Consider the following 12,320-nt stretch of genomic DNA (forward strand, 5'->3'; position numbering starts at 1 on the left):
CGAATTACTCCCCGGTCATGGCAAAGGTGGCGGCGCTGTCATCGTCGTTCAGGGCGCGGCCGGGCGTGCGCCCCTCATCCTGGCCGCGCTGCTGGCCGCTGCGCCCGCCCTGGCCCTGGTCGGCCTGGGCCTGCGCGCGCGCCGACGACACGGTCACGGCCACGTCGGTGTACTGGCGGTTGGACAAGTCCTGGCGCACGCTGTCGCCGATGGTGTTGAGCTGGCGCAGCACTTCGCTGTTGTTGGCCGTCAGGTTGACCTGCAGCGCGCCGGCGCTGTGACGGATCGAGATCTCGATGCTGCCCATGTTGGGTGGTTCGAGGCGGATCACCGCCTGCTCGCTGTTGCGCTGCAATTGCAGCTGCAGGCGGTCGCCCAGCGCCTGGCGCAGCGGCTGCTGCCACTGCTCCGGCGTGCCGGCCAGGGTCACCGTGCCGCCGCTGGTTGCGCCGGCGGCGGCGCCGGTCTGGCCGGTGGCCGCGACGTTGGCGGCGTTGGCGCCGGTGCCGGTCAGCGTGAAGCTGTGCTCGTCGGCCTTGGCGCCGCCGAAGGCCGCCGCGGCGGTGGCGGTGCCGGCGCCGCTGCCGGCGGCGCCGTTGTTCTCGGCCGCGCGGGTGACGATGCGCACGCCGTTGACCCAGGCTTCGCGCAGCGGCGTGTTGACGATGTGGAGCGGCATCGGCGGGGCGTCGTCGGCGGCCGCCGGCGCCGGCTGCTCGGCCGGGGCGGCGGTGTCGCTGTCGGACTGGCGCGCGGCCACGGCGGCCAGGGTGCTGGTGTTGTTGGCCTGCGCGGCGGCGCCGGTCTGCTGGGCGGCGGCGCTGGCGGCCGCCGCGGCGGTCGCGCTGGCCTGGGCGGCCGCGGCGGTGGCGGCGTCCTCGGCGCCGCTCGCGGCCGGCGTCACCGCCACGCTGGCGGCGGCCAGGTTGAGGCGGGTGGCGCTGGTGTTCAGGGTGGCGGCCGCGCTGACGGCCTCGACGCCGCCGGCGCTGTCGGCGCCAGCGCCCGGCGCGGCCGGGGCCGGGGCCGGGGCGGGCGCGGGCGCCACGTTCAGCAGCGAGCTCACCATGGCCGGCAGCACGCTGCCGGCGGCGGCCGTGCCGGAACCGCTGGCGTCGTCGCTGCCGCTGTCGCCGCCATCCTCCGCGCCGCCGGCGGCCACGTCGGCCAGATTCAGCAGCTGCGAGAACAGCGGCGCCACCACCGGGGCGGCGTCGGCGGCCGCCTGCGCGGCGGCGGCCGAGACGGCGGCTGCCGTGCTGTCGGCGCTGTCGCGGGCCTCGGCCTGGTTGGCGGCGGACGCGCTCTGGCGGCCGGCGTTGGCCGGGCCGGGCTGGGTGTTCTGATGGTTCTGGCTGGCGGGCGCCGGCTTGGCGGCCGGCTTGCTGTCACTCCTGGTGTCGACGACGGCCTTGGCGGTGGCGCCCGTACCCTTGCCGCCGTTGACGGCGGTCTGGTTGGCGGCCACCGGGGCGGTCAGTTCGGCCTGGGCGGCGCGCGCCGCCGCCGTTGCGCTGGAGAGTGTCGTGGTCATGCTTGGATTCCGCTTTCTGCTTGTTCGTTTTCGAGGGCGTAGGCGAGCCAGCCCTCCTTGTTTGCCTGCATGTCGTGCAAGCGCCGCGCCAGGTCATCGGTGGCGCGGTCGCAGCGCTTGACTGCCTCGTTGTGCATCTGCCGCAGGGCCGACAGCGCGGCCCGCTCGGCGCCGCTCCACTGGCCCTGCGCCGCCATCTGCGGCAGCACGGTTGCCATTAACGTGTTAATCGCCGCCAGCGCCTTCCAATCCTCGGAAGCGATGGCGGCGCTCATTTTCTGCGCCATCTGCAGCAGGGTGCGCTGCCTATCCATTGGTTTTAGCCTGCACGCCCAGCCATCCTTTTTTGATCGTGGTCAGCAGGGTGGTGACCTCGTCGATGATGGCCGGGTCGAGGCTGACGCCGGCCGTGTACAGGCGGCCGGCGCAATAGTCGTACAGGCGTCCCAGGTTTTCCACCACCTCGCCGCCGTTGTCGAAGTCCAGCGAGCTCGACAGGCCGTTGATGATGTCGGTGCACTTGTTCAGGCTCTTGGCCTTGAGCTCGTAGCGCTTGCCGACGATGTGGCCGCGCGCGCGCGCCAGCTCTTCGAGCAAGCCGTCGGTCAGCACCAGCACCAGCTCAATCGGCGAGGCGCGCGCAACCTGGGCGTCGAGATTGGTGGTGTGGTAACTGCTATAGGCTTCCTGGTTCAACATGGTATTCACCGTACGGGTCAAAAAATGGCAAGGTTTAGTTCTCGCTGTCGCTGGAGAACAGGGCGGTAAACATGTTCGAGGTGGTGGTCATCGACGACTGCAGCTCCTGCAGCTTGGTAAATTGGGCCAGGTAACGCTGGTAGGCGTTGTCGAACTGGGTTTGCAGCGTGGCCTGGCGCTCGGCGATGTCGGTCTGCTGCTTGGTGACGGCGTCGCGGCGGCTGGCGATGTAGCCGCCGGCGCTGCTGGTCCAGGCGGTGGTCAGCTTGTTCATCGCGCCCAGCACGCCGCTGTCGACGCCGACGCCGGCGCGGCCGAACAGGCTGTCCAGCGTGCCCGGGTTGGCGGCGATGGTCTTGTTCAGGCGCGCGGTGTCCAGCGTCAGCGTGCCATCCTTGGCGGCGGTGATGCCGAAGTTGATCAGCGAGATGCCGCCGGTGGCCGCGCGCAGCGCCGCGTTCAGGCGGTCGCGCAGGTTGAGCACGCCGGCGTCGCTGTGGAAGGCGGCGTCGGCGCTCTTGGGCGTGCTGTCGGTGCTGGAGGCGGCGCTGTGGTCGCCGGCGGCGGTCAGGGTGTCGAACACGCCCAGCAGGGTGTTGTAGGCGGTGATGAAGCTTTGCACATTGGTGGCGGTGGCGCTGCTGTCGGCCGCCACCGTCATGGTCACCGGCGCCGCGCCGGCCGCCTGCGCCTGGGTGATGGTGAACGACACGTCGTCCACCACGTTGAAGGTGTTGGAGGCCTGCTGCACCTTGGTGCCGGCCTGGCCGCCCACCCAGACGATGGCGTCGGCGGCGGCGGTCAGCGTGGTTTGCGCCGACAGGTCGGACTGCAGGTTGGCGTCGCCCAGGCCGGAGACGTCGATCGAGGCCACGCCGTTGGCGGCGCCGGTCTTGGCCGAGGTCAGCACCAGCTTGGACTGGCCGTTGACCGTCATGGTGGAGGCGGTCACGCGCGAGCCGTTGTTGGCCGCCGAGTTGATCGCGGCCGCCACTTCCTTGGCGCTCAGCACGCCGTCCATATTGCTGTCGGCGTTGGCCAGGTCGACCTGGAACGAGGAGCCGTCGGCCAGCATCACGTTCATGGCGCCGGCGTTGGTGGCCACGCTGTCGTTGACGTTGTACGACACCTGGCCCGAGGTGGCCAGCTGCTCGACGTAGAACGAGTAGGTGCCGGCCACGGCCTTGGAGGTGGCGCTGGCGGTGGCGATCGCGGTGTTGCTGAAGGTGGCGGCGTTGGCGCTCACGCTCTTGGTGCCGCTGGCCAGCGCGCTCATGCTGCTCTGGAACGCGCTCAGCGCCGAACCCAGCGTGGTCAGCGCCGACGCCGTCGCGGTGGCCCTGGTGGAACGGCCGTCGAGGATCGCCTTGGTGCCGGCCACGTAGGCGTTGGCCAGGTTCTCCGCGGTGGTTTTCGGATCGTAGGTTGGACTGCTGATGACTGCCATGATCGTGCTCCTGGAAAGGATAATGAAGTGTACCCTGATATAGGGCGACCTTAATCGTTTCCGTATGAAAATATTTCTAACGATTTTTTGTAACGGCGCTTATTTCTGGCCGCGCAGCCACAGTTGCGTTGCCAGTTCGTCATGTTGCTTGCGTTCCTTGACGTTCTGCTGGCGGTTGTAGACCTGTTGCTCCTTGGTCAGCACCTTGTCCATCACCTCGCGCTTGGCCCACGCCTTGTTGAGCGCCTGTTGCGACACCGCCATGTCGGCCTCGTGCATGTGCAGGTCGAGCCGGTGGCTGTCGGCCATGGCCATCACGGCCTGCTTGTAGTCGCCGCAGTTGCCGGCCAAGGCAGGGTGGAGGTTGCCGCTCGGGCCGCTGTTGGTGTACAGGCTGGTCAGGCGCTCGAGGTTCTTCTGATACCGCTCGCGCACGCTGGCCTTCTCCGCCATTTCCGTCTGCAGGCGCTCGACTTCCGTGTTGCGCAGGGCCACCAGGGTGGTCAGGTTGCGGATTTTCTGTTGGCTCATGATGTCATCAGCTTTTCAAGTTGGGCGATGCAATGGGCGATCGGGGCTTCTTCCTTGGTGCCCTGGCACAGGAAATCTTCGACCCTGGGGTGCAGCTGCACCGCCTTGTCGGTGACCGGGTCGGCGCCCGGCACGTAGGCGCCCAGCGGGATCAGGTCGCGCACGCGGTCGTGGCGCGCCATGCTGGCCTTGAGCGCGCGCGCGGCCATCATGTGCTCGTGGCTGATGACTTGCGCCATGCAACGGCTGATCGAGGCGGCGATGTCGATCGCCGGGTAGTGGCCGCGCTCGGCCAGCTCGCGCGTCATGACGATGTGGCCGTCGAGGATGGCGCGCGCGGTGTCGACCACCGGGTCCTGGTGGTCGTCGCCCTCGGCCAGCACGGTGTAGATGGCGCTCATGCTGCCGGCCTGGTTCTCGCCGTTGCCGGCCGATTCCACCAGCTGCGGCAGGTTGGAGAACACCGACGGCGGATAACCCTTGGTGGCGGGCGGCTCGCCCAGCGCCAGCGCCACCTCGCGCAGCGCCATGGCGTAGCGGGTCAGCGAGTCGACCAGCAGCAGCACGTTCTTGCCCTGGTCGCGATAGTGGGCCGCGATCGAGTGGCACAATTCGGTCGCCATCACGCGCATCAGCGGGCTCTCGTCGGCCGGGGCGATCACCAGCACGGCCTTCTGCAAGCCATCCTTGCCCAGCGACATGTCGACAAACTCGCGCACCTCGCGCGAACGCTCGCCGATCAGGCCCACCACCACCACGTCGGCCACGGTCTGGCGGGTCATCAGGCCCAGCAGCACCGACTTGCCGACGCCGGAGCCGGCCATCAGGCCCACGCGCTGGCCCTTGCCCAGCGTCAGCATGGCATTGATGGCGCGCACGCCGACGTCGAGCGGCTCGGTGACCGGCTTCTTCTTCAGCGGATGGATGCGCGGCGGCTGCGAGTCGAGCGGGAAATCGCCGCTCAGCTTGCCCAGGCCGTCGATCGGCTCGCCCAGCCCGTTGACCATGCGGCCGAGCCAGCCGGAGCCGATCTGCAGGCTGATCTTCTCGGGCGAGGGCAGCACGCGGGCGCCGGTGGTCAGGCCCACGGCCTTCTTGAACGGCATCAGGAATGATAGTTTGTCGCGGAAACCGACCACCTGCGCGTCCAGCCATTCGCCGTTGACTGTCTCTATCTGGCAACGCTGGCCCGTGTGCAGCGGGCAACCCACGGCCTCAAGCAACAAACCGGACGCGCCCACCAGGCGCCCGGTCGGGGTCGCCATGGGTACCGAACCCAGTTCCAGATTGCGTAAGGCATCTGCGATCACTCTTCGATCTCCGGTTCATCGCCGCTGTCGGCGATCTGTAGTTGATTATCGACCTGTTCCATGACCGCCGCAAGCCGTTGATGGCAGCCGGCATCGACTTCATTATCGCCAGCCTTGATGCGGCATTCCCCCACCTCGAGACGGGCGTCCGGGATCAGGTTCCAGCGCTTGGAACGTTTCGGGTCGAGCTCGGCGATGCGCTTGAGCTCCTCCGGGTTCAGGTAGACATCGATTTCATCGCGGGTCGGCGGCATCGAGGCCAGGGTTTCCTCCACCAGGGCCATCAGTTGCACCGGCTGCAAGGCCAGTTCGGCGCGGATCACCTGGCGCGCGACTTTCGCCACCAGATCCACCACTTCCTTGCGCTGGGCCGCGCGGTAGTCCGAGCGCAGCTTTTTCAGGCTTTTCAGCATGGCGTCCACCGGGCGCGCCATCTGGTCGTAGGCCACCAGGGTTTCGTGGCGGCCTTCCTCGCGGCCCTGTTCCTGGCCCGCCAGGCGGCCGGCCTCGAAGCCGTCCTCCTGGCCGCGCGCCAGGCCGATCTCGTAGCCGTCGCGCTGGCCCTGCTCGAAGCCCTCGCTGACCGAGGCGGCCCACTGGGCGCCGCCATCGCCGCCATGGCCGTGGCCATGGCCCTGGGCGGCCGCCGCGGCCGCGCGCTGGGTGGTGAACTGCGCCAGCGGCGGGAAGCGGTAGGGACGGAATTGCTTCATTCAACCACCTGCTCGGCGAACAGTTGGATCTCGACCTCGCCGGCGTCGGCCAGCGCCTTGACGGTGGCCATGATTTCCTGGCGGGTTTGCTCGATGCGCGACATCGGCACCGGGCCGGCGCGCCGCATCATGTCCTCGAAGGCCTGGGCCTGACGTTTCGGCATCGTTTTCAGGACGGCGTCGCGGACTGCCACGTCGGCGCCCTTGAGCGCGATGGCCCACTGCTCCAGCGGCACGTCCTCGAGGATGCGGGTGATGGCCTGCTCGGTCTGGTTGCCGAGGATGAAGAAGTCGTACATCGACAGCTCGATCTTGGACACCACCTCCGGGTCGTGCGCGCGCAACAGTTCCACCATCTGCGCGCGGTTGCTCGGCAGGCGGTTCAGGATCTCGGCGGTCTGGCGGATGCCCTCGACGCTGGTGCCCTGCGAGTCGAACGAGCTCAGGCAGCGATCCACCAGCTCGTCCAGCTCCTTCAGCAGGTCGGCGTCGATCTCCTCCATGCGCGCCAGGTTGAGCAGCACCAGGTCGCGGCTGTCCTGCGGCAGGGCGTCGATGATCTGGCCGGCCAGCGCGGCCGGCAGGAAGGCCAGGAACACCGCCTGCATCTGCACGTGCTCGTTGGAGATGTATTCTGCCAGCCACTTGGGCGAGGCCCACTGCAGGCGCGCCATCTTGGGCCGCAGCTCGTCGCCGTAAATATTGTTGAGCACGGTGTTGGCGAGGTCGCCGCCGAGCGCCAGGTCGAGCGAGCGCTTCAGGTAGGAGCGCGAGGCGCCATGCACGCCCGATTGCTCGCGGTAATCGTCGAAGAACTTCTGCATCGCGTTCTTGACCGATTCCACCTTGATGCCGCTCATGCGCGACATCACCTGCGTCACCTCCAGCAATTCCTCGCGCGACAGGCAGCGCAGCACGGCCGCGGCCGGCTCCTCGCCGATGCTGAGCAGCACGATGGCGGCCTGCTCGACCGGGGTCAGCTTGGTCGGGATGGCGTATTCGCCGCCATCATCATCCATGTTATTGAGTTCGGCCATTTTTCTGCATCCATTGTTTGACGACTTCGGCTACGCGTTCCGGTTCCTTCGCGGCCAGCACTTTCAGGTGGTCGACCATGACGTCGACTGCCGAGCCCGGCGGCGGCAGGTCGTAGTTTTCCAGCAGCGGCACCACCGGCATGCCCGGCTGGGCCGCCATGCCGCCCAGCGCCGGGGCGGCGCCCGGCGCGCCCGGCGCGGCGGTGCCGGCCAGCGCGGCCTGTTCCTTGGCGGCCGCTTCCTTGGCTTCCTTGGCGGCGGCCACGGCGGCCTGCTCGGCGGCGCGGCGTTCGGCGGCGATGCGCGCCGCCTCCTTCGGGTCCGGGGTGAAGCGCATGGTGATCAGGCGCATGATCGGGCGCAGCAGCAGCAGGTAGCCGAGCAGGGCGGCCACGGCGTAGATCGCGTACTTGCTGATGTCGACGATGTTGTCGCGCTCCTCCCACCACTGGACCGGGGCGGCCTTGGCCGGGAAGTTCATGGCCGACACCACCAGCTGGTCGCCGCGCTCGGCGTTGATGCCCAGGCCGTTGCGCAGGATTTTGTCGATGTTGGCGATCTCGGCCGCGCTCCAGCCGGTCTTGGGCGTGGGCGAGGCGGCCTGCGCCAGCACCACCGCCACGCTGAGTTTTTCCAGGCGGCCGCGGCTGCGCTTGGTCTGGGTGATGCTGCGGTCGTACGCGTACTGGCGGGTGGTGGCGTTCTTGCGCGCGGTGCCATCGGCCGGCGCGGTGTTCGGATCGTTGGCGCCCCCGGCGGTCTGCTGGTTGGCGGCGGCCGGGTTGGCGGCGGCCGGCGGCGGACGGTTGGACAGGGTGCCGGGCACGCCCATCACCATGCGGTTGCGGTCCTGCTCCTCGCGCATGGCCTCGCTGGTGACCTTGGGGTCGGCGCCGTATTTTTCCACGGTTTCCTCGACGCGGTCGTTGTCCACCGCGGCCGCCACCGACATGCGGTAGTTGTCGTCGCCGATGACCGGGCCCAGCAGGCCCTTGATGTTGGCTTTCACCTCGTCGGCGTAGCGCTTGCTGGCGTCGTTGCCGCTGGTGCCGGCGTCGAAGCCGTCGGCCAGGTCGATGTGGGCCGACAGCAGGTTGCCGGCCTGGTCCACCAGGCTGACGCGCGCCGGCGCCAGGCTGGCCACGCTGCCGGCCACCATGTTGACCACGGCGGCGATCGCCTCCGGCGCCAGCGTGCGGCCCGGCTTGAGCTGCACCACCACCGAGGCCGAGGATTTCTCGCCGTCCGAGGACACGAACGAGGTCGACTTGGCGATCGACAGGTGCACGCGCGCGTGCGAGATGGCGTCCAGCGTCATGATCGACTGCGCCAGCTCGCCCTCGAGGCCGCGGCGGAAGCGCACGTCCTGCACGAACTGCGACACGCCCAGCGGGTCGTTCTTGTCCATCAGCTCGAGGCCGGCCGGCAGCTGCGCGGTCACGCCCTTGGCGGCCAGCAGCATGCGCACCTTGCCCAGCATCGAGTCGGGCACCAGCACCTGGCCGCTCTCCGGGTGGATGCGGTAGGGGATGTGCTCGGTGTCCAGCACGTTCATCATGTCCGGCGCCGCCACCTTCTCGCGCGCGCCAAACACCGGCTTGTAGCTGGCCTGGTTGCTCCACATGTACATCAGCACCAGCGCGGTCAGGCCGATGGCCAGCAGCAGCAGCGGGTACAGGGTTTTCAGCAGGTTGGGCGACAGCGCCGACGCCGCCGCGGACGGATTGGCGCGCCAGCGCTCGAAGGCGGACTTGATGGTGTTGATCACGTTGTGGGCTTTCGCTTGGGCTTACAGCGGTAATTTGATGAGTTCGTCGAGGCCGCCCATCACCTTGTTGCGCACCTGCATCAACATCGAGAAGGACAGGCTGGCTTCCTGGCTGGACAGCATGGCGCCGACCAGGTCGTCGCTCTTGCCGGAATCCACGTCCGCCATCTTCTGGCCGGCCTCGACGTCCTGGCCGTTGACCTTGTCGATGGCGCTCTGCATGGACTGGGCGAAGGAGAAGGCGCCCTGGGGCTCGTGCGCGCCGTACTGGTTGGCGGCGGCGATGGTTTGCTGGCCGCTGTTGGCCATGTTTTGCGCCGCGCTGGTCAGCGAGGCGAGGTCAGCCTGTATCAGGCTGGAGAATCCGTTACTCATGGTGCTACCCCCGTGTTTGCCGCGTTTTTTTACCGCGTTGAATCCAGATGACTACCTTAGCGAGATTGCCGAAAAGCAGCAAGCCCATGTGGCAGATTTGTGGTGCGCTATACCAAACGTGCTACACATCCGTTGCGCCATGTCACAGTCTTGCAATAAAGATAGTGTAGGGCGGTGCCATGGCGGCGGATGCGGAGGGTTGGAACGGCGCGTAACCTTAACCCGGGGAAATCATTGCGCCGCGCGCCGTGGCGCTGGCCGAAACAATTTTATCCAGGCAAATGTCGTTATAAATCATTCACTAAGCGCCGTTTGTTGAAGTAATCAAAGCTGCGGATCAAGTAGTTGAAGCTTACCGGCTAGCAACATTCTTGTAAAGCGCTATTTATCCCTGCGGAAATTAACGCGCCAAATATTGTAAATTAGCAATAATGTGAATTTTGATGTATGCTGCTACCGAGATCGTCCTACTTTACGTTACGATTGAGCACCAAACCAAATTTTGCGCTGGAAACAACCAGTTTTTAGCTGGATAGTGCGATGATGGAGGAGTGGGAAAGAATTAACCGCCATGGCCAACACATGACAACGACAAAACAGACGCAACATCAAGTGCTGGACCCCAGCCTGCTGGGCCGTCCGGTACACCTGCTGCCGATCTTTGCGGCCCAGTTGCGCGACGATCTGGCGCAGTCCATGCGCCTGAACATGAACCGCCGTTACTGGGGCGGTTTCACGGTGCAGGACGTGGCGTTCAGCCGCCTGGAGGGCAACGAGATCCGCAGCCGCTGGCTCAGTTTTGCCGCGCCGGCCGGCCAGATCGCCTTCTCGCTCGAGCGCAAGGTGCTGCTCAGCGTGCTCAATTACCGTTACGGCAGCGGCACCAAGGCCGAGGCCAAGCCCGACAGCGCGGCCGCGGTGGACGAGGCCGCGGTGCGCGTGACCGCCACCGAGGAGCGTCTGGCTGTGGTGCTGGGGCAACAGTTGGCCGGCACCCTGGCCGGCCGCATCGAACTCAACCTGCCCGCCATCGACAAGCCGGCCCCGGCCGAGGGGGAGGCCGGCGAGGGCGCCGAGACCGAATTCAAGCCGGCGCCGGGCTCGCACCCGCCCAAGGGCACCTGGGTGATCACCGTCACCGTGGCCGAGAGCGCCGGCGGCATGAGCGGCCAGTTCTGGTTCGCGCTCGATAAAAATCTGATGGCCAGCGTGCTGCGCGGCCTGCTGCGCGACCGCGACGGCGGCAAGAAGCCCAAGGCGGCGGCGCCGCTGGCCCAGCGCCTGCAGGTCGGCCTGGTGGGCCGCCTGGCCAGCAAGGAGGTCACGCTGGGCGCCCTGTACGATTTGCAGGTCGGCGATGTGATCCCGATCAGCCTGTCCAGAGCAGACGTCCTGCTCGAAGATTCCCGCCTGTTTACGGCCGCGGTCACCGAGCACAAAGGCAAACTCTGTTTAACCTCTTTTGAAGACGCAGAATAATGATGAACATGAACGTAGCCAACCCTAGCGACGCCCTGCTGGAAGACCTGTCCGAAGAGATGATCATCGACCAGCCCGGCAACGAGCTGACCGACCTCCCGGCCAGCACGCCGCGCCGCGACCTGCCAGCCATGATGCGCAAGATCCCGGTGACCTTGACGCTGGAAGTGGGGTCGGCCCGCATCTCGCTGCAGGACCTGATGAACATCGGTCCCGACAGCGTGGTGGAACTGGACGTGCTGGCCGGCGAGCCGCTGGTGATCAAGGTCAACGGCACCGCCATCGGCCGCGCCGAGGTGGTGGTGGCGGGCGAGAACTACGGCCTCAAAGTGATCGACCTCGACGGTCTGAATCTGGACATGATGACTCCATGATCCGGTGTCTGAATGCGCGTCGCCTGCGGGCGATGGCGCCGGTCGCCGCCTTGCTGGGCCTGGCCTTGTGCGCCATGCCGGCCCAGGCGGTCGACCTGCTGGCCAATGTGGTGCCGGGAGCCAAGACCGAGCTGACGGTCAAGATGCAGATCCTGATCATCATGACCTTGCTGGGCTTGCTCCCGGTGATGGTCATGATGATGACCAGCTTCACCCGCTTCGTGATCGTGCTGTCGCTGCTGCGCCAGGCCCTGGGCCTGCAGCAGGGCCTGCCCAACCGGGTGATCACCGGGGTGGCGCTGATCCTGACCCTGCTGGTGATGCGGCCGATCGGCAACGAGATCTGGCGCGACGCCTTCGTGCCCTACGACCAGGACAAGATCGGCCTGGAGACCGCGCTGCAGATCGCCGAAAAGCCGGTGTCGCGCTTCATGCTGGCGCAAACCAGCAAGGCGGCGCTGCAGCAGATCGCCCACCTGGCCGGCGAGGACAAGATCACCGAGCCGGCGCAGCACGCGTTCACCGTCAAGCTGGCGGCGTTCGTGCTGTCCGAGCTGAAGACCGCGTTCCAGATCGGCTGCATGCTGTTCATCCCCTTCCTGGTGATCGACCTGGTGGTGTCGTCGGTGCTGATGGCGATGGGCATGATGATGCTGTCGCCGCTGGTGATCTCGCTGCCGTTCAAGCTGCTGCTGTTCGTGCTGGTGGATGGCTGGACCCTGACCGTCAATACGCTGGTGACCAGCGTGCAGGCCTACTGAAAAGGCGCGCCTTATGCTGACTCCCGAAATTGCCGTCGACCTGGTGGTTGAGTCGCTGCACATCGTCATGCTGCTGGTGGTGATCCTGGTCGTGCCCGGCCTGATCACCGGCCTGCTGGTGGCGCTGTTCCAGGCCGCCACCCAGATCAATGAACAAACGCTGAGTTTCCTGCCGAGGTTGCTCATCACGCTGCTGGCCATCATCCTGGCCGGGCGCTGGATGTCGACCCTGCTGATGGACTTCTGCGTGTCCATCTTTACCCGCGCCGCCACCCTGGTCGGCTAGGCTTGC

Annotated in this window: 14 protein-coding genes; 4 read left to right on the top strand and 10 right to left on the bottom strand. The window is 67.0% G+C overall.

Going from position 1 to position 12,320, the window contains the following annotated elements:
* Nucleotides 1-4: 4 nt before the first annotated feature.
* From FHW83_RS28175 to FHW83_RS28220, 10 genes are all read right to left on the bottom strand, one after another.
* Nucleotides 5-1,534 carry a flagellar hook-length control protein FliK gene (locus FHW83_RS28175; RefSeq protein WP_176649672.1) on the bottom strand — a complete coding sequence of 510 codons (1,530 nt, stop codon included), beginning with the start codon at nucleotides 1,532-1,534 and terminating at the stop codon, nucleotides 5-7.
* On the bottom strand, nucleotides 1,531-1,848 hold the full coding sequence (locus FHW83_RS28180; protein WP_176649673.1) for a hypothetical protein: 318 nt from the start codon (nucleotides 1,846-1,848) through the stop codon (nucleotides 1,531-1,533). Before FHW83_RS28180 ends, FHW83_RS28175 begins: the two co-directional genes overlap by 4 nt.
* Entirely contained in the window at nucleotides 1,841-2,233 is a 393-nt protein-coding gene (fliS, locus tag FHW83_RS28185; RefSeq protein ID WP_176649674.1) for a flagellar export chaperone FliS, read from the bottom strand. Before fliS ends, FHW83_RS28180 begins: the two co-directional genes overlap by 8 nt.
* Nucleotides 2,234-2,267: 34 nt before the next feature.
* Nucleotides 2,268-3,680 carry a flagellar filament capping protein FliD gene (fliD, locus tag FHW83_RS28190; protein WP_176649675.1) on the bottom strand — a complete coding sequence of 471 codons (1,413 nt, stop codon included), beginning with the start codon at nucleotides 3,678-3,680 and terminating at the stop codon, nucleotides 2,268-2,270.
* Nucleotides 3,681-3,779: 99 nt separating this feature from the next.
* Complete coding sequence (gene fliJ / locus FHW83_RS28195; RefSeq protein ID WP_176649676.1) at nucleotides 3,780-4,211, bottom strand: flagellar export protein FliJ; 432 nt, start codon at nucleotides 4,209-4,211, stop codon at nucleotides 3,780-3,782.
* Nucleotides 4,208-5,521, bottom strand: a complete 1,314-nt coding sequence (gene fliI / locus FHW83_RS28200; protein WP_176649677.1) for a flagellar protein export ATPase FliI — start codon at nucleotides 5,519-5,521, stop codon at nucleotides 4,208-4,210. The genes fliJ and fliI overlap by 4 nt, the downstream gene beginning before the upstream one ends.
* Entirely contained in the window at nucleotides 5,518-6,234 is a 717-nt protein-coding gene (gene fliH, locus FHW83_RS28205; RefSeq protein WP_176649678.1) for a flagellar assembly protein FliH, read from the bottom strand. Before fliH ends, fliI begins: the two co-directional genes overlap by 4 nt.
* The gene (locus FHW83_RS28210) at nucleotides 6,231-7,271 is read right to left on the bottom strand and encodes a flagellar motor switch protein FliG (RefSeq protein WP_176649679.1); all 1,041 of its coding nucleotides are present in this window, start codon (nucleotides 7,269-7,271) and stop codon (nucleotides 6,231-6,233) included. Before FHW83_RS28210 ends, fliH begins: the two co-directional genes overlap by 4 nt.
* Nucleotides 7,255-9,039 (bottom strand): flagellar basal-body MS-ring/collar protein FliF, encoded by a 1,785-nt coding sequence (fliF, locus tag FHW83_RS28215; RefSeq protein WP_176649680.1) that lies wholly within the window; start codon nucleotides 9,037-9,039, stop codon nucleotides 7,255-7,257. The genes FHW83_RS28210 and fliF overlap by 17 nt, the downstream gene beginning before the upstream one ends.
* A gap of 21 nt (nucleotides 9,040-9,060) precedes the next feature.
* A complete protein-coding gene (locus tag FHW83_RS28220) occupies nucleotides 9,061-9,414 on the bottom strand; it encodes a flagellar hook-basal body complex protein FliE (protein WP_176649681.1) in 354 nt (117 codons plus the stop codon).
* A gap of 582 nt (nucleotides 9,415-9,996) precedes the next feature.
* Between FHW83_RS28220 and FHW83_RS28225 the strand changes: the two genes are divergently transcribed.
* Genes FHW83_RS28225 through fliQ form a run of 4 tightly spaced genes read left to right on the top strand, consistent with a single transcriptional unit; the run spans nucleotide 9,997 to nucleotide 12,314 of the window.
* A complete protein-coding gene (locus FHW83_RS28225; protein ID WP_176649682.1) occupies nucleotides 9,997-10,893 on the top strand; it encodes a FliM/FliN family flagellar motor switch protein in 897 nt (298 codons plus the stop codon).
* 2 nt (nucleotides 10,894-10,895) lie between these two features.
* Nucleotides 10,896-11,267 carry a FliM/FliN family flagellar motor switch protein gene (locus tag FHW83_RS28230; RefSeq protein WP_176649683.1) on the top strand — a complete coding sequence of 124 codons (372 nt, stop codon included), beginning with the start codon at nucleotides 10,896-10,898 and terminating at the stop codon, nucleotides 11,265-11,267.
* A complete protein-coding gene (gene fliP, locus FHW83_RS28235) occupies nucleotides 11,264-12,028 on the top strand; it encodes a flagellar type III secretion system pore protein FliP (protein WP_176649684.1) in 765 nt (254 codons plus the stop codon). The genes FHW83_RS28230 and fliP overlap by 4 nt, the downstream gene beginning before the upstream one ends.
* Nucleotides 12,029-12,041: 13 nt before the next feature.
* On the top strand, nucleotides 12,042-12,314 hold the full coding sequence (gene fliQ / locus FHW83_RS28240; protein ID WP_176649685.1) for a flagellar biosynthesis protein FliQ: 273 nt from the start codon (nucleotides 12,042-12,044) through the stop codon (nucleotides 12,312-12,314).
* Nucleotides 12,315-12,320 lie beyond the last annotated feature (6 nt).

Origin of the sequence: Duganella sp. SG902, assembly GCF_013376005.1 — a bacterium.
Taxonomy (GTDB): Bacteria; Pseudomonadota; Gammaproteobacteria; order Burkholderiales; family Burkholderiaceae_D; genus Rugamonas.